The following is a 24,698-nucleotide window of genomic DNA, read 5'->3' on the forward strand; positions in this document are numbered from 1 at the left end:
GCTAAGGTTAAAAGAAACAGGATGACAGAACCCTCCAGCACCTACGGTAAGGTGATCCCGCGACCCACAGACAAACATTCGACCAGCATGCGCCAACCTTGACCGGCCATTGATGGGCCACCAATGATGAAATCTAAAGGTACAAACAGATCATTGGCTCGTGTCGGGCCGTTTTGGAAAGGCACGTTGAGCGGGAAGTGGCGATTGCCTATTTCCACCCCTTTTAGGTGTGTGGGAATCAGCGCGCAGGTGATGCCAAGTTCTTCCGTCTCGCCGAGTAAGCCGTCTGGATCGCGCAATTTAAAGGCGAGGCCGAGAACGGTGGCGACTGGGGCGAGCGTGATGTAGCGCTTGTTCCAAGTTAGGCGCATGCCGAGGACTTCTTTGCCCTCCCATTCGCCTTTACAGACAATACCGAAGTCTGGAATGGAGCCGGCGTCTGAGCCTGCTTCTGGGCTGGTCAGTGCAAAACAAGGGATCTCTTTACCTTCGGCTAAGCGTGGCAAATAGTAGTTTTTCTGTTCGTCGGTGCCGTAGTGTTGTAGCAGTTCGCCCGGGCCCAATGAGTTAGGCACGCCAACGGTAGAAGAGAGCACGCCTGAGACGCCAGTGAGCTTTTGCAATACCAGCGACTGAGCGTAGGCAGAGAACTCAAGCCCGCCGTACTGCTTCTTGATGATCATTGCGAAGAACTTGTTGTCTTTTAGGTACTGCCAAACTTGCGGTGGCAGATCGGCCAACTCGTGAGTGACCTGATAGTCGTTCACCATCGCACACACTTCATTGACGGGGCCATCGAGGAAAGCTTGCTCCTCGGCACTTAACGTTGGCGCTTTAATGTCGTGCAGCTTGTTCCAGTCTGGTTTGCCTTTGAAAAGCTCAGCTTCCCACCAAACCGTACCAGCATCCAACGCTTCTTTTTCGGTTTGAGACATGGCGGGCAGCACTTTCTTAAAGAGAGAAAGGGCTTTTTTACTGATCAGAGACTGACGAATCGATGGAACGGCCAAAACCGCAGTGGCGGCGATGTACAGTATCCAACTCAACGATCCTGCGCTGCCCCAGATGGAGAGCACGACCATCGTCAGTGTTAACGCAAACAGTGAAAGGATTAAGGAGCTGCGGTGGTACAAGCAGGTCGCCAGTACCACCGTAAAGCCTAATATTGAGAGCAAGATGTCCATGTGTATTTCCTTCTTCGACGCCCCAAAATGTAGGGTTAAGGGTTATACGTCGTTTATCTTATAAGAGGTCTAACCAGTTAGAGTGTAAACAACTCATTAATGAAATGTAAAACCCAATCGTGCTTAAAAAGTGATCTAAGTAGAGTGAAAATTCTAAAATTGTCGGTCCGTGCTGAATTTGTGGGCGAAGTAGGGGGAGGAATTGGCATTAGTTGACGCGCAGCTATCGACACTCTGGATGGTTCGAGTAAACTCGTAAACAATGGTATTTAGCTTTGTGGCTAAATTTCCCCATCGAAGATAACAATTAGAGAATTCCCTATGTACCACGATCTGATCAAAAGTGAATTAACTGAAGCGGCGAACGTCTTGAATGCCTTTTTAAGTGATGAGCACAACATTGCTCAAATTGAAGCCGCAGCGAAACTCATTGCCGATTCATTCAAGCAAGGGGGCAAAGTGCTCTCGTGCGGTAACGGCGGCTCACACTGCGATGCGATGCATTTCGCCGAAGAGCTCACTGGACGCTATCGTGAAAATCGTCCGGGTTACCCTGGGATTGCCATTTCAGATCCAAGTCACCTCTCTTGTGTTAGCAACGATTTTGGCTATGACTTTGTTTTCTCTCGTTATGTTGAAGCGGTCGGTTCGGCTGGGGATGTTCTGTTTGGCCTCTCTACCTCGGGCAACTCAGGGAACATTCTTAAGGCGATAGAAGCGGCAAAAGCGAAAGGCATGAAAACCATCGCTCTGACGGGTAAAGACGGTGGCAAAATGGCGGGGGTAGCGGATATCGAGATTCGTGTTCCTCATTTTGGCTATGCGGATCGCATTCAAGAGATCCACATCAAAATCATCCACATTGTGATCCAATTGATTGAAAAGGAGATGGCGTAATTACGCCATCACGTTGACAGGGAGTGGTTTGAAGCATGTGTGAATTGCTCGGTATGAGTGCCAACGTTCCGACCGATATTTGTTTCAGTTTCACTGGCTTAATGCAGCGTGGGGGAAAAACTGGCCCGCACAGTGATGGCTGGGGGATCACCTTCTATGAGGGGAAAGGTTTTCGTAATTTCAAAGACCCTAACCCTAGCTGTCAGTCGAAAATTGCCGAGTTAGTGCAAAACTATCCGATTAAGAGCCGCGCGGTCATCAGCCATATCCGCCAAGCCAACCGTGGTGGTGTGAATCTGGAAAATACCCATCCGTTTACCCGCGAGCTGTGGGGGCGTTACTGGACTTTTGCCCACAATGGCCAGTTGACGGACTACCAACAGATGGACACAGGTCGGCATCGTCCAGTGGGGCAAACTGACAGTGAGATGGCGTTTTGTTGGCTGCTCAAGCAGATGGAAGATCGTTACCCACAACCACCGCACGTTATGGTGGGAGTATTTCGTTTTGTGGCCATGTGTTGTGACATGCTCAAAGAGAAAGGGGTCTTCAATATGTTGCTCTCTGACGGAGAGTATGTGATGACGTATTGCACCAATCATCTGTATTGGATCACTCGTCGCGCGCCTTTTGGGCAAGCGACATTGATTGATGAAGATGTCACCATCAACTTTCAAGAAGAGACGACGCCCAACGATATTGTTTCAGTGATTGCGACTCAACCGCTGACGGACAATGAAACCTGGCATCGGATGAAGCCGGGTGAGTTTGGTATTTTTCACTTTGGCGAGCTGATTGATGGCAATGCGGATGCGCTGGTTGATGTGGCTTATGCCGAGAAGAAGGTCGCCAGTCAAGCGCCGACAGAGCCTTTGGAATAATAAGCTGGTGCCAGTTGGCACCAGCTTTAGTTGTTAAATGAATTCTCTCCAACGGTTTCGGGCTTTAGTTATTTTATTCTTGATTTCTTTTAGAGCCTCGGGATTGTTGTTTGCGAGGTTCACCAACTTATTAACATCGTCAACAGTGAGTTGCTTGCTTGGAATCTTTGCGATAGTACTAATGAATAGTTCAATAGCATTTTTGACCACTCTAAATTTATCATTACCGAGAGATCTGCACTTATATTCAATGTACCCTTCCTCTAGGCTTTTTCCACCAACAACAATCGTATGAGGTACACCTATTAGCTCCATATCTGCGAACATCACGCCGGGTCTTTCATTACGATCATCCAAGATAGTTTCCAACTTATAGACATTGGACAAACGTCGATATAATTTTGGGGCAAGCTCTTGAACATCTTCTGATTTTTTCATGTTAAGTGGCACGATCGCCACTTGGAACGGCGCAAGTGCGTCTGGCCAGATGATACCGTTTTTATCGTGGTTTTGTTCAATCGCTGAAGCCACAACGCGTGACACACCGATACCGTAACAACCCATCTCCAGGATGACGTTCTTACCGTCAGGGCCCAGCACGCCACAGTTCATCGCTTGTGAGTAAACATTGCCAAGCTGGAAGATGTGACCCACTTCGATACCACGCTTAAGCATTAGGGTACCTTTTCCACATGGGCTTGGATCGCCTTCGACAACATTACGCAGATCTTCAACTTGGCCAAGCTCAACGTCACGACCCCAGTTGATACCGAAGTAGTGCTTGCCATCAGCGTTCGCACCCGCACCGAAGTCGCTCATTACGGCAACAGTGCGGTCAACGATGAATGGCAACTCAAGACCAACAGGACCAAGAGAGCCAGGACCTGCGCCGATCAGTGCGCGAATCTCTTCTTCGCTTGCCATCTCTAGAGGAGCAGCAACTTGAGGAAGGTTTTCTGCTTTCACTTCGTTTAGTTCGTGGTCGCCACGGATGATTAGCGCGATGATGTCTGCGTCTACTTCATCAGAGGCTTTTACGAACAGCGTTTTGACTGTCTTCTCGATAGGTAGACCGTGTTGCTCTACAAGCTCTGCGATGGTTTTCGCGTTTGGCGTATCCACCAGCGTCATCTCTTGAGTTGGCTCAGCGCGCTCACCAGCAGGTGCGGCCGCTTCGGCTTTTTCGATGTTCGCTGCGTAATCAGACTCAGTCGAGAAGGCGATGAGGTCTTCGCCGCTTTCTGCAAGTACGTGGAACTCTTGAGAACCACTACCACCGATAGCGCCAGAGTCAGCCAGTACTGGGCGGTACTCAAGACCCATGCGATCGAAGGCTTTACAGTACGCATCGTGCATTGCTTGGTAAGATTTCTCTAGACCTTCTTTGTCGATGTCAAAGCTGTATGCATCCATCATGCAGAATTCACGTGCACGCATTACGCCAAAGCGTGGGCGACGCTCATCGCGGAATTTGGTTTGGATTTGGTACAGGTTGAGCGGCAGCTGTTTGTAAGAGCTCACTTCGTTGCGCACTAGGCTAGTGATCACTTCTTCTGCAGTTGGGCTTAGAACAAACGGACGCGTATGGCGGTCAGTAAAGCGAAGGAGTTCAGGACCCATCTTCTCGCTGCGGCCTGTCTCTTCCCATAGTTCAAACGGCTGAACAACGGGCATCAAGGTTTCGACGGCGCCTGCATTGTCGATCTCTTGACGAACGATGTTTTCGACTTTACGCAGCACACGCAGACCAGTAGGCAGCCAGGTGTATAGACCTGAAGCCAGCTTACGGATCATACCTGCGCGGAGCATGAGCTGGTGGCTCACGACCTCTGCGTCGTTTGGAGTCTCCTTAAGAGTAGAAAGAAGATAGTTACTGGTACGCATTCAATTTATCCGTTTAGTAAAGTTAGATACTCAAGCCAACAGGCTGAAGTATGAAGATCCCACAAAGGGAAAACAGTTAGCCGCTTATGATATCAGCCAAAGAGTGTTGTCAAAAGCTTTCAATCGCAGTAACTGTTATGAAGTTGTCGTTGACGGTGAACTTGACGTTCAGATCGAACAAATTTACCGCATATTCCTTGTCGTCGGGCTTATTCTTTTTGTAGGCCGGACGAGGGTCTTGCGCCAGTACTTGTTCGATAACAGTTTTGACATACTCCGCATCGTGGTGCTTGTCGAGCGAGGCTAGTGCAGTCGAGGAGAAGTGGACTTGAGAGGTTTCAGGCTCTGCTTCTGCGTAGCCTCCTTTGGCCTCAGCCACTGAATCTGAGTAGGGGATATAGGGCTTGATGTCGATAATCGGGGTGCCGTCGACCAAGTCGACGTTGCCCAGATCCAGATAGATCTGATCGCCTTGCTTGCTCACCCCTTTAACTTCGACTGCCGACATGCCGATACCGTTAGGTCTGAATGTCGAGCGCGAGGCAAACACACCAATGCGCTCATTGCCGCCCAAGCGAGGCGGGCGCACAGTGGGCTTCCATCCCGCTTGCAGATTCTGATCAAACAAAAACAGCAACCACACGTGAGAAAACTGCTCTATTCCACGCACGGCTTCTGGGCTATTGGCAGCCCCTTGCAGTTTGACGCGTGATCGCGCAGCAGGGACCAAGCGAGGTTGACGAGGAACGGCGAATTTCTCTTTGTAAGGGCTTTCGATAATGCCAATCGGTTCTATGGAATACATGGCTAAGGTCTTCAGTACGGATTGATACGGCAAAGTATCACAAATTTTGCTTGCTTTTCTTATTGATAATGATTATTAATTAATATGTTATAACATAACGATTGATGGAGAATTAAGAGATGAAAATCGTGAAATCATTAAAGAGTGCAAAAAGCCGTCATCCTGATTGCCAAATCATTAAGCGAAGAGGGCGCTTATACGTGATCTGCAAAACCAATCCTCGCTTTAAGGCGGTGCAAAAGTGACAAATGATTGATGGTGTTTATTTTATTTGTAGTTTTTTATGTTGATATCTATCGTTTAATTAGTGATATTTTTCATTATAAGCTAATTTATTTGGTTAATTATTCTTTCATTTGATACGTTTTGTAACATTTAGGATTTCTAATTGACCTTCTTGTCGAGTACTCTGCCCAAGCTTTTGTGACAGCCCTGTCACAAAAGCGTAGGAAAAACGACAAGGAGGGAACAGATGAGTTCATCTGCTTCAATGAAACAAAGCTCGCCGAAAAAGCCTATTTTTACCCGCTTTCTTGACACGGTAGAGTATTTGGGGAACCTATTACCCCACCCAATCACACTATTTGCTATTTTCTGTCTCGCGATTCTCGTGCTATCTGGCGTTGCCGGGTACTTCGAAGTGTCAGTCATCGATCCTCGTCCTGAAGGGGCAAGCGGTCGTGCCGCAGATGGAATGATTCATGTGGTCAGCTTACTGAACGCTGAAGGCCTTCAACTGATCGTGACCAACCTGGTGAAGAACTTCGTTGGCTTTGCGCCGCTCGGGACGGTATTGGTCGCAATGTTAGGTGTTGCGATCGCTGAACACTCGGGTCTACTTTCTGCCGCGATGCGCGGTATGGTGATGGGCGCGTCTAAGCGCATGGTTACTGTGACCGTGGTTTTTGCTGGTATCATTTCTAACACCGCGTCTGAGCTAGGCTATGTGGTTCTGATCCCACTGGCAGCGATGCTATTCCACTCTTTGGGTCGTCACCCCTTGGCGGGCTTGGCGGCGGCGTTTGCCGGTGTATCCGGTGGCTACTCGGCGAACTTGCTTATTGGTACGGTGGATCCACTGCTGTCTGGTATTACCGAGACAGCCGCTCAGATGATCGACCCAACTTACACCGTCGGTCCTGAGGTGAACTGGTACTTTATGTTCGTCTCCACCTTCTTTATCGCCATTACCGGTGCCTTCGTGACTGAGAAAATCGTTGAGCCAAAACTGGGTAAATACAATGACGAAGAAGCGGCGGAAGATCTGTCTCAAGACAAAATGGGTAGCCTGACGGCTATCGAAAAGAAAGGCTTGAAGTTGGCAGGTATTGCGATCCTAGTGGTATCGGCGCTGCTGGCTTGGACTATCGTTCCAGAAGATGGCGTATTGCGCTCAAGTACAGGTACTGTCGCGGGTTCTCCGTTCCTTAAGAGTATCGTGGCGTTTATCTTTGTCTTCTTCGCGATTCCTGGCTTTGTTTACGGCCGCGTAGTGGGCACGATGAACAATGACCGTGACGTGATTGATGCGATGTCTAAATCCATGTCATCAATGGGCATGTACATTGTCTTAGTCTTCTTTGCTGCGCAGTTTGTTGCATTTTTCAAATGGACGAACTTTGGTCAAGTGTTTGCCGTAGCCGGTGCCGGTTTCTTGCAAAATATTGGTCTTACTGGCCCAATGCTGTTCTTCGCCTTTATCTTGATGTGCGGCTTCATCAACTTGATGATCGGTTCAGCGTCAGCGCAGTGGGCGGTCACCGCACCGATTTTCGTGCCTATGTTGATGCTGGTTGGCTACGCACCAGAAACGATTCAAGCGGCTTACCGTATTGGTGACTCAACGACCAACATCATCACACCTATGATGAGTTACTTTGGTCTGATCCTCGCTGTGGCAACGCGCTACATGAAGAATCTCGGTATCGGTACTCTCATCGCGACGATGCTGCCGTACTCAATCTGCTTTATCGTTGGTTGGAGTGTACTCTTCTACGTATGGGTCTTCATCCTTGGTCTACCTGTTGGTCCGGGCGCGGCGACCTACTACACGCCGTAGTCGATGGACTCACACTTTTCCTAAGCCGAAGCATTTGCTTCGGCTTTTTTTCGCCTGCTCTTTACGTTTTTTGCTCTTTACGTTTTTTTACTTAGAAGTCTCTGGATTGATGGCTAGGGTGACCAGATAATAGACAGCATACTTTTAATAAGAGACCGTCATCATGAGCAATCCACATTCTAAACCCACCCTCTTTTTTCACTGGTTAACGGGCCTTGGTTTTATTGGCGTGTTAGGCCTTGGCTTGTATCTTGAGCAAATGGAGCGAAGCCCAGCCAAAGGCGAGTTAATGGGGATTCACAAATCCCTTGGCGTGATTATTTTGCTGATCGCTGTGTTGCGCGTGGCGTGGCGACTCAAAGAAGGGCCGATTGAAAGCTCGGCGGTGTTGACCCGAGTACAAGAGATTCTAGCCAAGTCGATTCATGGCATTTTGATGCTGGCGACACTATTGATGCCCATCTCAGGCATTGCCATGAGCGTCGGCGGCGGGCGAGCACTGGAGGTTTTTGGCGTCGAGATCCTTGCTGCAGGGGAAAAAATAGAGTGGCTGCAATCGCTAGGAGGGGCGGTGCATGGGTTTGCCCCTAAGATCATTATTGCGGCCTTGGTGCTCCACATTACTGCGGCGCTTAAGCATCAATGGGTCGATAAAGATGGCACTTTGAGTCGTATGTTGGGGCGTAAATAATCCACGATGACAGGCTGATGGGAATGCATTTCGATCAGAGAATGCCAAGATAGAAAAAGGGTCGACATGAACGTCGACCCTTTTTGGTATTTATTGGGGTATTGTGCACTTAGGTCAGATTACCAACCTTTAACGACACCACCTTGGAAGATGTCTGAAGCAGCGTTGTACACTTCGTCAGTTTGGTAAGCTTTTACGAAGTTTTGTACATTCTCTGCTGAGACGTTGTTTTCACGCGCAACGATAAGGTTCACGTATGGTGACTCTTTATCTTCAACAAACACACCGTCTTTCTCTGGCGTCAGGTTGATAGAGCTTGCGTAAGTGGTGTTGATGACAGACAGCGCAACATCATCAAGAGAGCGTGGCAGCTGGGCAGCGTCTAGCTCAAGAATTGAGATGTTTTTTGGATTTTCAACGATGTCGCGTACCGTTGCCAGTAGACCAACGCCTTCACGCAGTGTGATCAGACCTTGCTGCTCTAGTAGAATCAATGAGCGACCCAGGTTAGTTGGATCGTTAGGAACGGCGATACGTGCACCCTCTTCGATCTCTTCCACAGAGGTCACTTGCTTAGAGTAACCCGCGATTGGGTAAACGAAAGTGTTACCTGCGATAGCCAGCTTGTAACTACGGTCAGCAATTTGCTGATCTAGGTATGGTTTGTGCTGGAACGCGTTGATGTCGATTGAACCGTCATCCAGGGCTGCGTTAGGAGTAACGTAATCCGTGAATGTCACCAATTCCACATCCAGACCGAACTGCTCTTTCGCCACTTTTGCTGCTACTTCAGCAACTTGTGCTTCTGCACCCGCCATCACGCCGACTTTGATTTTGCTGTTGTCCGCTTCTTTTTCGCCACAACCAGACAGAACCAATGCAGATGCCGCAGCGGCAATCGCCAAAAGACCTTTAAGATTAAATTTCATGACCTTCTCCTTGTGAAAATCTTAATGTTTATCTGTGATCCACTCGGCGCACAATCGCATCGCCGATAGATTGAATAATTTGAACCAGTACGATGAGCATCACCACTGTCACGGCCATGATGACCACATCGTAGCGGTGGAATCCGTAACGTATCGCGACATCACCTAGACCGCCGCCGCCCACTGTCCCCGCCATTGCTGAGTAGCTCACCAATGTCACCAAAGTGATGGTGACGGAGTTGACGATGGTCGGCATCGCTTCAGGAAGCAATACTTTACTGATGATTTGCATTGGCGTCGCACCCATAGATTGCGCAGCCTCGACCAAACCGCTTGGTACTTCCAGTAGTGCGCCTTCAATCAGGCGAGCGACGAATGGAATCGCACCAATCGTGAGAGGCACGATGGCGGCGGTGGTACCGATAAAAGTGCCCACCAACAGTTTCGTCACAGGGATGATGGCAACCATCAACACCAAAAACGGCACGGAGCGACCAATATTGACGATTGCGCCCAACACACCATTGAGTTTGGTGTTTTCTAGTAGGCCACCTTTTTTGGTCGTGTGTAAGATAACGCCAAGAGGGATACCGACAGCAAAGCCCACGATACCCGCAACGGCGACCATGTAGAGGGTTTCCCACGTCGCGCCGATCAGCAGTTTACTGTTAAGCTCGAGCCATTGTGAAATCGAGTTAAAGGACATAGCCAAGCACCTCTACCTTTACATTGTGTTCACGCAGAAATTCGATTGCTGCGTTGTCGTCTTGCTCATTACCAAATAGCTCGGCGACCATCATGCCGAATTTTACGCCCCCGGCGTAATCTAAGTCTGAACTCAGAATGCTGACATCGATATTGAATTTACGCGCAATTTGGCTCATCAGCGGTGCATCGACGGTTGCGCCAGTGAATTCAAGGCGTACCAGAGGGTAGCTGTCTTCAACGCGGCTGCTTTGCAAGCGAGCCTCGTAATCTTCTGGGATCGATAAGTCGAGCGTAGAGCGGATAAATTGGTGCGCCAGCTCGGTTTTCGGGTGAGCAAAAATATCACCAACCGTGCCTTTCTCCACCAGTTCTCCACCACCGATGATCGCCACTTGGTGACAAATGCTTTTCACCACGTCCATCTCGTGAGTGATCAAAAGCATAGTAATGTTCAGCTTGCGGTTGATCTCTTTTAACAGCTCAAGAATCGATTGAGTGGTCGCGGGATCGAGCGCGCTGGTCGCTTCATCACATAGCAGCACTTTAGGATCTGATGCGAGCGCACGAGCGATCGCAACACGTTGTTTCTGACCACCACTGAGGTTTGACGGGTAGCTTTCATGCTTATCAGCAAGGCCGACCAGTTTCAGCAGTTCGGTTACCTTAGTGGTGATGGCGTTTTTGTCTTTGCCCGCCAGTTCAAGTGGCAGTGCGACATTATCAAACACAGTGCGGGATGAAAGCAGATTAAAGTGCTGGAAAATCATACCGATATTGCGGCGTGCTTGGCTCAGCTGTGATTTAGACAGTGTCGTCAAATCAACACCATCAACCTTGATTGAACCTGAGGTGGGCGCTTCCAACATGTTCACGCAGCGAATCAGTGTACTTTTCCCTGCTCCAGAAGAGCCAATAACACCGAAAATCGTTCCTTGAGGAACCGTAAGGTTAATGTCTTTCAGCGCATGGATTTCCTTGCTGCCCTGATAAAACACCTTGTTGACTTGATTAATTTCAATCATCAGTTAACCCGCTTGCAAATAACTTGGTGAGAAGTCGATTATTTTGAACTACCTCTCATTTGGTAGACGATGCTATGGGTTTGCAGGTTTAGTGTCAATAGATATTTTTACGGCTAGACGTCCAAACGCCTTTTTTCACTCTCTTGCGCGGAGATTGTTTCGTCATGAGATAGATAAGAAAGAAATAACGCGGGCAAATGGCCTTATTCACAGGCGCTAAAGCGATAGTGCTCGCCTTGCTGCAATTCGCTCGTTTTAAGGTATAATTCGAGCCAAACACAGCAGACAGAGACACATATTTTGGCAAAACCAGCAGTCTTTCTAGATAGAGATGGCGTCATCAACGTTGACCACGGTTACGTGCATGATGAGCATGATTTCGAGTTTATCGATGGCGTATTTGAGGCGACGAAGCAACTCAAGCAGATGGGCTACCTATTGGTGCTGGTGACCAATCAGTCGGGTATAGCTCGTGGCAAGTTTAGCGAAGATCGCTTCTTGTCGCTGACGCAATGGATGGATTGGAACTTTGTCGATCACGGTGTCGAGTTTGATGGCTTTTATTATTGTCCGCATCACCCTGATTATGGCGACGATCGGGATTGCGAATGTCGTAAGCCAAAGCCGGGGATGTTCCAGTCAGCGCAGCGCTTTCTCGATATCGATATGGCCAAATCGGTCATGGTCGGTGATAAGGCGCAAGATTTGATGGCGGCAGAGGCTGCTGGGGTAGGGCAGAAGATTTTGGTCCGCTCAGGCAAACCGGTGACCGAACAAGGTGAAGCGCTAGCAAGCGTGGTGCTTGATAGTCTTGCCGATGTGCCGCACTATCTAACAAATACCGTTAGCTAACAAAGACCGTTAACCAATAAAACCATTGACGGACAACGAACAGTCAAAGGCACAAACACTCAAGGAGTCGAGTATGAACAAGCATTTAGCCTTGTGGGCAGTCGCGGGATTGGTGTTGGGCTGCGCGCAAAGCGAGCAGGCGAGCGCGCCAGTAAAGTTCCATACCTACCAGTGTGATGAGGGCAAGCAGTTTTCAGCCGCTTACCTTTCTGGTGAAGAGGCCGCACTGGTTAAAGTAGAGGGCAAATCGCTGCGTCTCACTCAGCTACCCTCAGGTTCGGGCAGCCGCTACGCGCTAATGGACGATGGCCAAGAAGTGACGCCGGCTGTCAATTTGGCCATTAAAGGCAACGAAGCGCGTTTGAACTATCAAGATCAGCGCTTTACCCAATGTGTCACTGATTAAATCCAAGTTACTGCACCTCAATAGCCAAGGCATTCGCCTTGGCATGGCTTTTAATGACGTAGGAACATGAGCAAAAAACTCACCATTGTTGATATTGCCAAGCTGTCTGGCGTCGGAAAGTCGACCGTCTCACGTGTGCTGACCAATGACCCGAAAGTCAAACCGGAAACCCGCGCCAAAGTGGAGCGAGTGATTCAGGAGTCGGGTTATGTGCCGTCCAAATCGGCGCAATCAATGCGTGGTGGGCGACAAAAAGTCGTTGGGGTGATCATCTCTCGTCTTGACTCCCCTTCAGAAAACAGGGCGGTGAGCAGTATGCTTGCCGTCTTGTATCAACAAGGCTACGACGTGGTGATCATGGAGAGCCAGTTTGATCGCCAGATGACCAATGAACACTTAGAGGTGTTGAAAAGACGCAATGTGGATGGCGTTATCGTCTTTGGTTTTAGTGATTTGGACGTCGCGCGTCTAGCGCAGTGGCAGGCGCGCTGTGTGGTGATCGCGATGGAGACGGACGTTGTCTCTTCGATCAACTACGACAACCAAGGCGTCATCACGCACGCGCTCAATCACCTCCATCAACGTGCGTGCCGAAATATCGCGTTTATCGGCGTCGATCCCTGTGATAAAACCACAGGTAAACTGCGGTTGGACGCCTACTTGAGCTGGTGCAAGCACAACCAGATCGCCCCTTGCTATCAAACCGGTCAGCTCAGTCACGACAGTGCTTACGCGTTGGTGGATAAGGTATTGTCAGAGCGCACCGACGCGATTGTGTGTGCCAGTGACACCTTAGCACTTGGCGTCATCAAGCGTTTGCAAGAGCTCGGTCGTGATTCTGTCAACGTGACAGGCGTAGGCGGCAGCGAACTGCTCTCTTTCCTATTTCCGAATGTCTTTAGTATCGACCCTGGTTACGCTCAAGCGGGTGAAAAAGCGGCTAACGTATTGATCAATAAGATCAATGGTAGTTCTGATCAGGTTCACATCACTCAACAACCTATCCAATTTTAACTATCTGAATCTGTTGGTAATTTCTGATTTAGTGTGATCATTTTCAATTTATGGGACTGTTCCCATTTTAATGTCATGCGCTTTTTGGGATTATAATGTCGAATGAGTGGGAATGTTCCCATTAATATAATAACAATCAAACAGAGTCAGTTTGAATGTCTGCAATCGCAGACTAACATCAATAGAATCCAATTAGGGTGGACATGGAAATGAGTAAGATAGCCAAGCAAGACGTCGAACGTCTGATTGAGCGAGTCGGTGGACGTGACAACATCGCCAGTGTAAGTCACTGTTTGACGCGGCTACGCTTTGTGTTGAACGACACCGGTAAAGCCGATGAAAGAGCCCTTGAAGCGTTGCCAATGGTAAAAGGTTGCTTCACCAATGCCGGGCAGTTTCAGGTGGTGATTGGCACGGAAGTCGATGAAGTCTACAAAGTGTTGATTGAGCTATCCGGTCAATCTGCTGCGTCGAAAGAGGAAGCCAAACTCGCGGCAAGACAGAACATGAACCTGCTTGAGCGTGGTATTTCCCATCTTGCGGAAATCTTTGTTCCGCTACTGCCTGCGATCATCACCGGTGGTCTGATTTTAGGTTTCCGCAATGTGATTGGCGACATCCGGATGTTTGATGGCCAAACATTAACGCAAATCAGCCAGTTTTGGGCCACGGTGCACAGTTTCTTGTGGTTGATTGGCGAAGCGATTTTCTTCTTCCTACCGGTGGGTGTGTGTTGGTCAACGGTGAAAAAACTGGGTGGTACGCCGATTCTGGGCATTACGCTCGGGGTAACCTTAGTCTCACCTCAGCTCATGAACGCGTATTTGATCGGTAAACAAGTGCCCGAAGCGTGGGATTTTGGCCTATTTGTGATTGAAAAGGTCGGGTATCAAGCGCAGGTGATCCCCGCGATGTTGGCTGGGGTCGCCTTGGCGTTGATTGAGACCAACTTAAAGCGCATTGTACCCTCTTACCTCTACCTTGTTGTGGTGCCGTTTGTCTCCATTATTCTCTCTGTCGTGTTGGCGCACTCCCTGATTGGTCCATTTGGCCGCGTGTTGGGTAACGGTGTTGCGTTTGCTGCTAAGGCTGCCATGACCGGCGACTTTGCGGTGATTGGCTCGATGATATTCGGCTTTTTGTACGCGCCTTTGGTGATCACGGGTATCCACCACACCACCAATGCGGTTGACTTGCAACTGATGCAAGAATTAGGTGGCACGCCGATTTGGCCGTTGATTGCTCTATCGAATATCGCTCAAGCATCAGCGGTAGTGGGTATCATCCTCATCAGCAAAAAACACGGTGAGCGTGACATCTCTGTACCTGCTGCCATTTCTGCTTACCTAGGGGTCACTGAGCCAGCAATGTACGGCATCAACTTAAAGTACAAGTTCCCTATGCTAAGCGCGATGATTGGCAGTGCGGTCGCGGCGGCGATTTGTGGCAGTGCTGGCGTCATGGCGAACGGTATCGGGGTCGGTGGCTTGCCGGGTATTCTCTCTATCCAGCCCCAGTACTGGAGCGTTTACGCGATGGCGATGTTGGTGGCCATAGCTCTGCCTGCCATGCTGACACTCTTCTTCTATAAACGTGCGCAGTCTAAAGGCGAACTTGAGCCTGCGAACGCATAACGCTGACGGAGCGGCCTTGGCCGCTCCTTATTCTCAGCGCCCCTTCTTTGTTACTGAAATTTTAGGCGTGATATGACACGAACAACTCAAGAGGCCAATTGGTGGAGAACTGCCACCATTTATCAAATCTATCCAAAAAGTTTTTGTGATAGCGGGGCGAAAGGCACTGGTGATCTCCAAGGGATCATCGCTAAGCTGGATTACCTCAAACACCTTGGGGTTGACGCCATCTGGTTAACACCGGTTTATCAATCACCTATGGTCGACAATGGTTACGATATTTCTGACTACTATGCCATCAATCCCGAGTTTGGCACCATGGCGGATTTTGATGCGTTGCTCGCCAAGGCCCATCAGCGTGGGATTCGAATCATCATGGATATTGTTGTGAACCACACATCAACAGAGCATGCGTGGTTTCAATCTGCCCTTGGCGATAAACACAGCCCGTACCGAGACTACTATATCTGGAGAGATCCGGTTGACGGACAGGTGCCTAATAACTGGCAATCCAAATTTGGCGGCAGCGCATGGGAGTTAGATGAGCCAACAGGGCAGTATTACCTGCATCTCTTTGCGAAGGAGCAAGCGGATCTCAACTGGGAAAATCCGCAAGTGCGCGCTGAAGTGAAAGAGATCATCAGTTTTTGGGCCAAAAAAGGGGTCGACGGTTTCCGTTTGGATGTGATTAATTTGATTTCCAAGCAGCAAGACTTCCCCAATGATGAGTGTGGCGATGGCCGCCGTTTTTACACCGATGGCCCAAAAGTGCACACTTATCTACAAGAGATCAGCGACGCCGTCTTTCAGCAATATGGCAGTGTGACAGTGGGGGAGATGTCGTCCACCACACTGGAACATTGTCAGCAGTACTCGTCACTCGATGGACGTGAGTTGTCGATGGTGTTTAATTTCCATCATCTCAAAGTGGACTACCCCAATGGTGAGAAGTGGAGTCATGCACCGTTTGATTTTCTCGCTCTAAAGCAAATATTCAACCACTGGCAAACCGGGCTGAATGGCCAAGGGTGGGGCGCGCTCTTTTGGTGTAATCATGATCAGCCGCGTATCGTGAGCCGCTTGGGCGACGATTGCCGATATCGAGTCGAGTCGGCAAAGATGTTGGCGGCCTCCATCCATATGATGCAGGGCACCCCTTACATATACCAAGGGGAAGAGATTGGCATGACCAATCCCAACTATGACTCGATCTCTCAGTACCGAGATGTGGAGAGCATCAACATGTACGACATCATGGTCAACCAACAAGGACTGAGCGAGCAAGCCATGTTAGCCATCTTGGCGCAAAAATCGCGTGACAACTCTCGCACGCCAATGCAATGGAATGGTGAGCGTAATGCAGGTTTTTCCAAGGGCCAGCCTTGGCTCGATATCGCCAGCAACTACCAAGAAATTAACGCCGAGCAAGCTGTCGCCGACAAAAACTCTGTGTTCTACTTCTATCAACGCTTGATTCAACTGCGTAAAGCGATCGCGGTGATCACCGACGGGGATTACCTTGACCTCTATCCTACCCACACTTCCGTGTTTGGTTATCAACGCCGTAATGGCAATCAAACGCTGATTTGTCTGAACAACTACTATGGTGAAGAAACGCAGTGCGAGTTACCCGATGCATTTGAGCTCGACAAGGCGCGTTATCTTCTTGGCAATTATGCCGATCATTCAGCCGATTGCTCACAGCCCGTCACTCGTCATCAGGTATTAAGGCCATACGAAACGCGGATTATTCTCAGCGAAGTGTAGAGCGAGAGATAACCCAAACCGAGCGTTACCCCCGCTTTTTGCCCTGCTTGTCAGGGCATTTTTCTATCGGCTAAATGCGAAGTGAAAAAAGAAGCGGTGTTTGGAAAGGAACGCGACAGTATAGGAACGAAGAAGTATAGGAGCGCAGAAGTATAGATGCAAAAAAGCCAGCTCAATGAGCTGGCTTTCGTCAATATGGTGGAGGGGGACGGATTCGAACCATCGAAGGCAGTGCCGGCAGATTTACAGTCTGCTCCCTTTGGCCACTCGGGAACCCCTCCAGGGGTTTTTTATCCTTAACTGATGATTTCCCAACTCATCAATCAAGCGTGCTCGTTAGAGCGAATATGGTGGAGGGGGACGGATTCGAACCATCGAAGGCAGTGCCGGCAGATTTACAGTCTGCTCCCTTTGGCCACTCGGGAACCCCTCCAGGGTGTTTTTATCCTTAATCGATGATTTCCCAATTCATCAATCAAGCGTGCTCGTTAGAGCGAATATGGTGGAGGGGGACGGATTCGAACCATCGAAGGCAGTGCCGGCAGATTTACAGTCTGCTCCCTTTGGCCACTCGGGAACCCCTCCAGGGTATTTTTATCCTTAACCGATGATTTCCCAACTCATCAATCAAGCGTGCTCGTTAGAGCGAATATGGTGGAGGGGGACGGATTCGAACCATCGAAGGCAGTGCCGGCAGATTTACAGTCTGCTCCCTTTGGCCACTCGGGAACCCCTCCAGGAATTTTTATACTTAACGGATGATTTCCCAACCCATCAATCAAGTGCGGAGCGAATCATAGCAAACTCGACCAAGCTGTAAAGCCTTTTCTTAGCATTTTGAACTGAATGGTGCCTTTTTGGGCAAAGACGGGATTTATTCACCATAAAGGACACAAAAGTCGCGCTTCTCTTACTGTTTATTTCTCACTCTTTACATTACTTGACGTTGTATCTACGTATAAAGCGCTAGAATAAGTTGGGTTTAATTGGACTGAACTATCATCATGAAAAAGAAAATTTTTGTAAGTCTGTTGTCATTATCGATGTTGGCCAACACATCCGTCGCGTTCGCGCGTGGTCCGAGTATCAGTGTGATCACTGAGCCTGTGGATATTCATCAAGTATCGCAATCTCTTTCTTTGGTCGGCAAACTGAAAGCGGATCAATCGGTCACTATCGCCTCAGAAGTGGCCGGTAAAGTGGACACCATTGCGGTGCTGGCGAATCAAGAAGTTCAGCAAGGGCAACTGCTTGTTAAGCTTGATGACGATAAAGCACGCGCAGCGGTGGTGGAAGCGCAGGCTTACCTCAAAGATGAGCAGCGTAAACTCAAAGAATTTGAGCGTTTGGTGTCACGTAACGCCATTACGCAAACCGAAATCGACGCGCAAAAAGCGAGCGTCGATATTGCCAAAGCGCGCCTCGACGCCGCCAATGCCAATCTGAATGACCTCCATATTAGTGCCCCTTTTTCCGGTACGGTTGGCTTTATTGATTTCAGTCGCGGCAAATTGGTCAGCGTTGGCTCAGAGCTGCTGACGCTCGACGACCTCACCGTGATGCAGTTAGACCTTCAAGTGCCAGAGCGCTATTTATCGCAGATTTCACGAGGTATGAAGGTCAAAGCGACCAACGCGGCATGGCAAGGTCGCGTGTTTGAAGGCGAGGTGATCGGCATCGATTCACGCATCAATGCGGAAACCTTGAACCTGCGTGTACGTATTCACTTTGATAACCCAGACAACCTGCTCAAACCCGGCATGCTGGTTTCCGCAGAGATGGACTTTCCGCCGATTGAAGCGCCCATTATCCCAGTACAAGCGCTTGAATATTCCGGTACGAAGCGTTTTGTCTACGTCATCAATGAGCAGGGTAAGGCCACCCGAACCGAAGTTTTACTCGGCGCGCGCATAGGCAACCAAGTGGTGATTGAACAAGGACTCGACATCGGTGAGAAGATCGTGGTGCAGGGCATTGTTAATATGCGTGATGGCGTGACCGTGAGTGAGCTTGGGCCGGATGGTAAGCCGCTCAAAAGCCAGGTTGAGCGTGCAGCACAAGAAGGGGCGAACTGATGCTGTTATCCGATGTATCGGTTAAAAGACCGGTTGCCGCCATCGTACTGAGCTTGCTGCTGTGTGTGTTTGGCATTGTGTCGTTTAGCAAACTGGCGGTGCGTGAAATGCCTGACATCGAAAACCCTGTGGTATCGATCAGCACTCGCTACAGTGGCGCGTCCGCCACCATCATAGAAAGCCAGATTACCTCAGTGTTGGAAGATCAGCTCTCGGGTATCAGCGGTATTGATGAGATCTCCTCGACCACACGCAACGGGATGTCACGCATCACCATTACGTTTGAGTTGGGGTATGACCTCAACACCGGGGTGAGCGATGTGCGTGATGCGGTGGCTCGTGCCCAGCGCTCTTTGCCGGACGAAGCCGACGATCCTGTGGTGTTTAAGAACAATGGTTCCGGTGAGGCGTCACTTTACATCAACTTAAGCTCGTCCGAGATGGATCGCACCCAGTTGACGGACTACGTTGAGCGGGTATTGCTCGACCGTTTCAGCTTGATCACAGGGGTAAGTTCGGTCGATATTTCTGGCGGCTTGTACAAAGTGATGTACGTTAAGCTCAAGCCAGAGCTTATGGCCGGACGCGGCGTAACGACATCGGACATTACCTCGGCGCTGCGCAGTGAAAACATTGAAAGCCCCGGCGGCGAGGTACGTAACGATCAGATCGTCATGTCAGTGCGTACCGCGCGCAGCTACAATCAGGCCGAAGATTTTGAATACCTGGTGGTGAAAAGCGCCAGCGACAATACGCCCATCTATCTAAAAGATGTCGCCGATGTCTTTATTGGTGCCGAGAATGAAAACTCGACCTTTAAAAGCGACGGTGTGGTTAACGTCAGCATGGGCATTGTGCCGCAGTCGGATGCGAACCCCTTGGATGTGGCGACTTTGGTCCACAAAGAGGTCGACAATATTCAGCAGTTTTTACCTGCGGGCACTCGTTTGGCGATTGACTACGACTCAACAGTCTTTATTGAACGTTCAATCTCCGAGGTTTACAACACGCTATTTATCACGGGCGGTTTGGTGATCTTGGTGTTGTACATCTTTATCGGCCAAGCGAGAGCGACCTTGATCCCCGCCGTCACTGTGCCCGTTTCACTGATTTCTTCGTTTATCGCTGCGTACTATTTTGGTTTTTCCATCAACTTGATCACGCTGATGGCGCTGATTTTGTCAATTGGTCTGGTGGTGGATGATGCCATCGTGGTGGTGGAAAACATCTTCCACCATATCGAGCAAGGTGAGAAGCCACTGCTTGCGGCGTATAAAGGCACGCGTGAGGTCGGCTTTGCGGTCATTGCCACCACCTTGGTATTGGTGATGGTGTTTTTGCCGATCTCCTTTATGGATGGCATGGTAGGGCTTCTGTTTACCGAGTTCTCCGTGTTGCTGGCGATGTCAGTGATCTTCTCGTCATTGGTGGCATTAACGCTGACTCCGGTGCTTGGCAGCCATCTCTTGAAAGCCAACGTCAAACCGAATCGTTTCAATCTGTTTGTTGATCGCATGTTTGCCCGCCTCGAATCGGCGTACCGTGCTCTGCTGCGTGGCGCATTGAAGTGGAAATGGGCCGCACCTCTGGTGATCATAGCTTGTATTGGCGGCAGTTGGGGCTTGATGCAACAAGTGCCCGCACAGCTCACCCCCTCAGAAGACCGCGGGGTCATTTTTGCTTTTGCGCGTGGCGCGGATGCGACCAGTTACAACCGCATGGCGGCGAACATGGACATCATCGAAAAGCGTTTGCTGCCTCTTCTTGGCCAAGGTTTCTTGAAGTCGTTCAGTATTCAATCGCCAGCGTTTGGCGGCAATGCCGGTGACCAAACCGGTTTTGTTATCATGATTCTGGAAGATTGGAATGACCGTGACATCACCGCACAAGAGGCGCTGGGTGAGGTGCGTAAAGCCCTATCAGGAATCGCCGATGTGCGCGTATTCCCGTTTATGCCTGGCTTTAGAGGCGGTTCGAGCGAGCCGGTGCAATTTGTACTAGGTGGATCGGATTACTCTGAACTAAAAACGTGGGCGGAAAAACTTGAAGCGATCGCCGAAGCGTCCCCGTATATGGAAGGGGCAGACATTAACTACTCTGAGCGTACACCAGAGTTGGTAGTCTCGGTTGACCGTCAACGCGCAGCAGAGCTTGGGATCAGCGTTCAGGATATCTCAGATACTCTTGAGATTATGCTGGGCGGCAAAAGCGAAACCACCTTTGTGGAACGCGGTGAAGAGTACGACGTCTATTTACGCGGTGATGAAAACAGTTTCAACAATGCCGCGGATTTGAGCCAAATCTACATGCGTACCTCGGGCGGTGAGCTAGTGACGCTCGATGCCTTGACTAAGATTGAAGAGGTGGCGTCATCCACACGCCTGTCTCACTACAACAAGCAAAAAGCAATCACCATCACTGCCAACCTCTCGGACGGCTACACCTTAGGTGAGGCGCTGGACTTTCTTGATCAGCAAGCGGTGGATCTGCTGCCTGGGGATATTTCGGTCAGCTACTCGGGTGAGTCAAAAGACTACAAAGAGAATCAGTCGAGCATATTGATGGTGTTTGGTTTGGCTTTGCTGGTGGCGTATTTGGTGTTGGCGGCGCAGTTTGAAAGCTTCATCAACCCGTTGGTTGTGATGTTTACCGTACCGATGGGCGTGTTTGGTGGCTTCCTAGGTCTGGTGATTATGGGCGAGGGGATGAACATCTACAGCCAGATTGGCATGATCATGTTGATTGGTATGGTGACCAAAAACGGCATTTTGATCGTCGAGTTTGCGAACCAGCTTCGAGACCGCGGGTTTGAATTTGAGCAAGCAATTGTTGATGCGGCGGCCCGTCGTCTTCGTCCGATTATGATGACGGCGTTCACCACGCTAGCGGGCGCTATCCCATTGATACTCTCGACAGGCGCTGGCTATGAAAGTCGCGTTGCGGTCGGTACGGTGATCTTCTTTGGTATGGCGTTTGCCACCTTAGTGACCTTGTTTGTCATTCCGGCGATGTACCGATTGATCTCGGCCAACACGCGCTCACCGGGCCATGTTGAAGCGGAGCTCAACAAAGAGCTCAGCCAAGACGTCACGGTGCGTAAAGCGCATTAATGATTCAGCCCGCACGTTCGCGGGCTGTTTTTTTAGCGGTATTGAACGGTGTAGCGCGTCGGTTTGTGGTTCATAGCGAGCACGAGGTTGAGCAAAAAAGCGCCCAAAATCGACAAGCCAATAATGTAAGGCGTCACAAAGAAGAACGAAGCCACTAAAATCAGCACATCAATCGCCAACTGAGTTTTACCCACTGAGATAGCGAAACGATCTTGAATCCATAAACAGAGCACGTTGAAACCGCCAAGGCTTGAGCGGTGACGAAATAGGATCAGCATCCCGAGCCCCATCAGCAAGCCCCCCGCCAGCGCACAGTAAATCTCATTAATGGTCTCCAGTTTTATCACTAAATAGAGGTGGTCAGCGAAAATGGAGACCAGAGCACCTGAAATGGCACTATTGACCGCAAACCGAGCGCCAAACCGCTGCCAAGCGAGCGCGTAAAATGGCAGGTTCATGGCAAAGTAGAGTGTACCGAATGACCAAGTGCTGAATTGGCTGACCAACAGAGCGAGACCTGTTGTACCGCCAGTGAGTAGCTGAGCGGATTGGAGAAAGAATACCCCTTGAGCGACAAGAAATGTCCCGGTGAGAATCGCGATCCAATCTTCTTTACGTGAGTGTTTTTCCATCAATTTGAAGCTTTCATCGGAAATAATGGCGCGCATACTAGTGAAAAAATTAGGTTTTCGGTAGCTTGAGAAGGAAATTTAAGGTAAACCTATGTAATCACTGTTTTACGGGGTGTAAAGGAGAAAATTGACACTCATGATCGACGTTAACTGGGTTGAGCATCGGTGGCTGAGATCTCTGCTTATTGTGCAAGCAGAGTAGGATTCAGACAAAGTGATTGATTGACGTTATGTCGCGTATGAGAATCTTCGTAAAACATTATGAAAAAACTGCATGAGAAAAAGTGTATTTTTCTCTTTATGACCCAGATCAAATTATGTAGAATGCGCGTCATTAACCCGATGCAAACGTTTGCGTCAGCGTAAAAACGTTATTCTCAGGGTCGTAAGTCGGTTTTTTTGCCAATTTAAGTCTTAATCTGAGTCAGGAGATACAGATGCTAAAGCGTGATATGAACATCGCAGATTACGATGCGGAACTGTTCGCAGCTATCCAAGAAGAAACTCTTCGCCAGGAAGAGCACATTGAACTGATTGCTTCAGAAAACTACACCAGCCCACGTGTAATGGAAGCTCAGGGCTCTCAGCTCACCAACAAATATGCAGAAGGCTACCCAGGCAAGCGTTACTACGGTGGTTGTGAGTACGTCGATAAAGCAGAAGCGCTAGCGATTGATCGTGCTTGTCAGCTATTTGGTTGTGAATACGCGAACGTACAGCCTCACTCAGGTTCACAAGCCAACAGTGCAGTTTACATGGCGCTGCTTAACCCAGGCGATACGGTCTTGGGCATGAGCTTGGCACACGGTGGTCACCTAACGCACGGTTCTCCTGTTAACTTCTCTGGTAAGCACTACAACGTCATTCCTTACGGCATTGATGAAGCGGGCCAAATCAACTACGACGAAATGGAAGCGCTAGCACTTGAGCACAAGCCTAAGATGATCATTGGCGGTTTCTCTGCGTACTCTCAAATCGTTGATTGGAAACGCATGCGTGACATTGCAGACAAAGTGGACGCGTACCTATTTGTCGACATGGCGCACGTTGCGGGTCTGATTGCCGCTGGCGAATACCCAACGCCAGTGCCTCACGCGCACGTTGTGACGACCACGACACACAAAACCCTAGCGGGTCCACGCGGTGGCCTTATCCTGTCTAACGCTGGCGAGGAGATGTACAAGAAGCTGAATTCAGCGGTCTTCCCTGGTGGTCAAGGTGGTCCTCTAATGCACGTTATCGCGGGTAAAGCGGTGGCGTTTAAAGAAGCGATGGAGCCTGAATTTAAAGCGTACCAAGGTCGCGTGGTGAAAAATGCCAAAGCGATGGTGGCTCAGTTCCAAGAGCGCGGTTACAAAATCGTGTCTAACGGTACAGAGAACCACCTGTTCTTGGTCGACTTGATTGACAAAGACATCACAGGTAAAGATGCGGATGCGGCGCTAGGCGCAGCCAACATCACCGTCAACAAAAACTCAGTTCCGAATGACCCTCGCAGCCCGTTTGTGACCTCGGGTATTCGTGTGGGTACACCAGCGATCACTCGCCGCGGTTTCAGTGAAGAAGATGCGAAAGCGCTCGCGAACTGGATGTGTGACGTACTGGATAACATCGGTAACGAAGAAGTGATTGAAGCGACGAAAGCGAAGGTGCTAGAGATCTGTAAGCGTCTACCTGTTTACGCGTAATCTCACCGTTCGATATCGAGCCTGTTTTGCAGAGCGACGGCTGAGCGAAACAAAGAAAAACGCCCTTTATGTGAATACATAAAGGGCGTTTTTGCGTTTAAGGGTTATTTAGAGATGCTGAGCAGGGTGCCAGATTTACACTTGAAGGAGTAATACTTGCTGCTTTCGCTGAACTTGCCGAGCCCTTCACCGTCGCAGTAATCAATGTTGATGTCGCGCATGGTTTCCAGCGTGTTCTCGCTGTCTAGCGCAAATTTAGACCCGTCGGAACAAATAATACGTACACGGCCGTCATCACTGACTGAATAGAGATCGACTTCGGTATTGCACAGCTCAAAGGAGGCTTCACGAAAGTTATCTTGTTTGGTATTGGAGGCGCAGCCAGAGGTGATTGTGACAACGGCAATCGCGGCCATGCTAAGTGCAGTCAGTTTCATCGTATTCCCTTTGATTCATAATC

General features: G+C 49.6%; 20 protein-coding genes, 4 tRNA genes and 1 pseudogene. 13 read left to right on the plus strand and 12 right to left on the minus strand.

The genetic code is table 11. The annotated features are described in order from the left end of the window. Nucleotides 1-44 precede the first annotated feature (44 nt). Nucleotides 45-1,184: pseudogene (locus tag AC6R0L_RS08010) on the minus strand (acyl-CoA dehydrogenase); the annotation flags it as partial. A 321-nt stretch (nucleotides 1,185-1,505) separates the two neighbouring features. On the opposite strand from AC6R0L_RS08010, the gene lpcA reads away from it, so the two are divergent. Both lpcA and AC6R0L_RS08020 read left to right on the plus strand, forming a co-directional pair. Continuing rightward, nucleotides 1,506-2,081 (plus strand): D-sedoheptulose 7-phosphate isomerase, encoded by a 576-nt coding sequence (gene lpcA / locus AC6R0L_RS08015; RefSeq protein ID WP_334554503.1) that lies wholly within the window; start codon nucleotides 1,506-1,508, stop codon nucleotides 2,079-2,081. A gap of 35 nt (nucleotides 2,082-2,116) precedes the next feature. Beyond that, entirely contained in the window at nucleotides 2,117-2,962 is an 846-nt protein-coding gene (locus AC6R0L_RS08020; RefSeq protein ID WP_500628811.1) for a class II glutamine amidotransferase, read from the plus strand. Nucleotides 2,963-2,995: 33 nt separating this feature from the next. Here the strand turns inward: AC6R0L_RS08020 and AC6R0L_RS08025 are convergent, their stop codons facing one another. Then, entirely contained in the window at nucleotides 2,996-4,846 is a 1,851-nt protein-coding gene (locus AC6R0L_RS08025; RefSeq protein WP_500628812.1) for a proline--tRNA ligase, read from the minus strand. A 109-nt stretch (nucleotides 4,847-4,955) separates the two neighbouring features. Beyond that, entirely contained in the window at nucleotides 4,956-5,651 is a 696-nt protein-coding gene (gene tsaA, locus AC6R0L_RS08030; RefSeq protein WP_500628813.1) for a tRNA (N6-threonylcarbamoyladenosine(37)-N6)-methyltransferase TrmO, read from the minus strand. Between the two features lie 119 nt (nucleotides 5,652-5,770). Here tsaA and ykgO point away from each other — a divergent pair, with 119 nt between their 5' ends. The 3 genes from ykgO to AC6R0L_RS08045 all read left to right on the plus strand — a co-directional run bounded on the left by ykgO (nucleotide 5,771) and on the right by AC6R0L_RS08045 (nucleotide 8,401). After that, entirely contained in the window at nucleotides 5,771-5,896 is a 126-nt protein-coding gene (gene ykgO, locus AC6R0L_RS08035) for a type B 50S ribosomal protein L36 (RefSeq protein WP_500628814.1), read from the plus strand. 227 nt (nucleotides 5,897-6,123) lie between these two features. Beyond that, the gene (locus AC6R0L_RS08040) at nucleotides 6,124-7,710 is read left to right on the plus strand and encodes an AbgT family transporter (RefSeq protein WP_500628815.1); all 1,587 of its coding nucleotides are present in this window, start codon (nucleotides 6,124-6,126) and stop codon (nucleotides 7,708-7,710) included. Nucleotides 7,711-7,873: 163 nt separating this feature from the next. Continuing rightward, nucleotides 7,874-8,401: a cytochrome b gene (locus AC6R0L_RS08045; RefSeq protein ID WP_500628816.1), complete on the plus strand. Its 528-nt coding sequence runs from the start codon at nucleotides 7,874-7,876 to the stop codon at nucleotides 8,399-8,401. A gap of 119 nt (nucleotides 8,402-8,520) precedes the next feature. On the opposite strand, the gene AC6R0L_RS08050 is transcribed toward AC6R0L_RS08045, so the two are convergent. From AC6R0L_RS08050 to metN, 3 genes are read right to left on the minus strand one after another with little or no spacing between them, the layout of a single operon-like run. After that, nucleotides 8,521-9,330 (minus strand): MetQ/NlpA family lipoprotein, encoded by an 810-nt coding sequence (locus AC6R0L_RS08050; protein WP_487901256.1) that lies wholly within the window; start codon nucleotides 9,328-9,330, stop codon nucleotides 8,521-8,523. Between the two features lie 28 nt (nucleotides 9,331-9,358). Then, complete coding sequence (locus tag AC6R0L_RS08055; protein WP_500628817.1) at nucleotides 9,359-10,036, minus strand: methionine ABC transporter permease; 678 nt, start codon at nucleotides 10,034-10,036, stop codon at nucleotides 9,359-9,361. Then, a complete protein-coding gene (metN, locus tag AC6R0L_RS08060; protein WP_500628818.1) occupies nucleotides 10,026-11,060 on the minus strand; it encodes a methionine ABC transporter ATP-binding protein MetN in 1,035 nt (344 codons plus the stop codon). The genes AC6R0L_RS08055 and metN overlap by 11 nt, the downstream gene beginning before the upstream one ends. A gap of 300 nt (nucleotides 11,061-11,360) precedes the next feature. On the opposite strand from metN, the gene gmhB reads away from it, so the two are divergent. The 5 genes from gmhB to treC all read left to right on the plus strand — a co-directional run bounded on the left by gmhB (nucleotide 11,361) and on the right by treC (nucleotide 16,733). After that, on the plus strand, nucleotides 11,361-11,912 hold the full coding sequence (gmhB, locus tag AC6R0L_RS08065) for a D-glycero-beta-D-manno-heptose 1,7-bisphosphate 7-phosphatase (RefSeq protein WP_487901255.1): 552 nt from the start codon (nucleotides 11,361-11,363) through the stop codon (nucleotides 11,910-11,912). A 73-nt stretch (nucleotides 11,913-11,985) separates the two neighbouring features. Next, nucleotides 11,986-12,318, plus strand: a complete 333-nt coding sequence (locus tag AC6R0L_RS08070; RefSeq protein ID WP_500628819.1) for an MliC family protein — start codon at nucleotides 11,986-11,988, stop codon at nucleotides 12,316-12,318. 66 nt (nucleotides 12,319-12,384) lie between these two features. Beyond that, a complete protein-coding gene (treR, locus tag AC6R0L_RS08075) occupies nucleotides 12,385-13,332 on the plus strand; it encodes a trehalose operon repressor TreR (RefSeq protein ID WP_500628820.1) in 948 nt (315 codons plus the stop codon). A 209-nt stretch (nucleotides 13,333-13,541) separates the two neighbouring features. After that, the gene (gene treB, locus AC6R0L_RS08080; protein WP_500628821.1) at nucleotides 13,542-14,966 is read left to right on the plus strand and encodes a PTS trehalose transporter subunit IIBC; all 1,425 of its coding nucleotides are present in this window, start codon (nucleotides 13,542-13,544) and stop codon (nucleotides 14,964-14,966) included. Between the two features lie 72 nt (nucleotides 14,967-15,038). Continuing rightward, nucleotides 15,039-16,733 (plus strand): alpha,alpha-phosphotrehalase, encoded by a 1,695-nt coding sequence (treC, locus tag AC6R0L_RS08085; RefSeq protein ID WP_500628822.1) that lies wholly within the window; start codon nucleotides 15,039-15,041, stop codon nucleotides 16,731-16,733. Nucleotides 16,734-16,929: 196 nt separating this feature from the next. Here treC and AC6R0L_RS08090 read toward each other — a convergent pair. The 4 genes from AC6R0L_RS08090 to AC6R0L_RS08105 all read right to left on the minus strand — a co-directional run bounded on the left by AC6R0L_RS08090 (nucleotide 16,930) and on the right by AC6R0L_RS08105 (nucleotide 17,470). After that, nucleotides 16,930-17,014 (minus strand) — tRNA-Tyr (locus tag AC6R0L_RS08090). A 67-nt stretch (nucleotides 17,015-17,081) separates the two neighbouring features. Beyond that, nucleotides 17,082-17,166, minus strand: a tRNA-Tyr gene (locus tag AC6R0L_RS08095). Between the two features lie 67 nt (nucleotides 17,167-17,233). Continuing rightward, nucleotides 17,234-17,318 (minus strand) — tRNA-Tyr (locus AC6R0L_RS08100). A 67-nt stretch (nucleotides 17,319-17,385) separates the two neighbouring features. Then, nucleotides 17,386-17,470 (minus strand) — tRNA-Tyr (locus AC6R0L_RS08105). A gap of 267 nt (nucleotides 17,471-17,737) precedes the next feature. Here AC6R0L_RS08105 and AC6R0L_RS08110 point away from each other — a divergent pair. Next, entirely contained in the window at nucleotides 17,738-18,808 is a 1,071-nt protein-coding gene (locus AC6R0L_RS08110) for an efflux RND transporter periplasmic adaptor subunit (RefSeq protein ID WP_500628823.1), read from the plus strand. After that, nucleotides 18,808-21,918, plus strand: a complete 3,111-nt coding sequence (vexH, locus tag AC6R0L_RS08115) for a vibriobactin export RND transporter permease subunit VexH (RefSeq protein ID WP_500628824.1) — start codon at nucleotides 18,808-18,810, stop codon at nucleotides 21,916-21,918. The genes AC6R0L_RS08110 and vexH overlap by 1 nt, the downstream gene beginning before the upstream one ends. 32 nt (nucleotides 21,919-21,950) lie before the next feature. On the opposite strand, the gene AC6R0L_RS08120 is transcribed toward vexH, so the two are convergent. Beyond that, a complete protein-coding gene (locus AC6R0L_RS08120) occupies nucleotides 21,951-22,550 on the minus strand; it encodes a DUF6198 family protein (protein ID WP_487903187.1) in 600 nt (199 codons plus the stop codon). 437 nt (nucleotides 22,551-22,987) lie between these two features. On the opposite strand from AC6R0L_RS08120, the gene glyA reads away from it, so the two are divergent. After that, nucleotides 22,988-24,238 carry a serine hydroxymethyltransferase gene (glyA, locus tag AC6R0L_RS08125; protein WP_487903188.1) on the plus strand — a complete coding sequence of 417 codons (1,251 nt, stop codon included), beginning with the start codon at nucleotides 22,988-22,990 and terminating at the stop codon, nucleotides 24,236-24,238. Nucleotides 24,239-24,342: 104 nt separating this feature from the next. Here the strand turns inward: glyA and AC6R0L_RS08130 are convergent, their stop codons facing one another. Continuing rightward, on the minus strand, nucleotides 24,343-24,654 hold the full coding sequence (locus AC6R0L_RS08130) for a hypothetical protein (protein WP_487903210.1): 312 nt from the start codon (nucleotides 24,652-24,654) through the stop codon (nucleotides 24,343-24,345). Nucleotides 24,655-24,698: the final 44 nt, after the last annotated feature.

This window comes from Vibrio sp. R15-SG3-ISO1A (assembly GCF_059833955.1).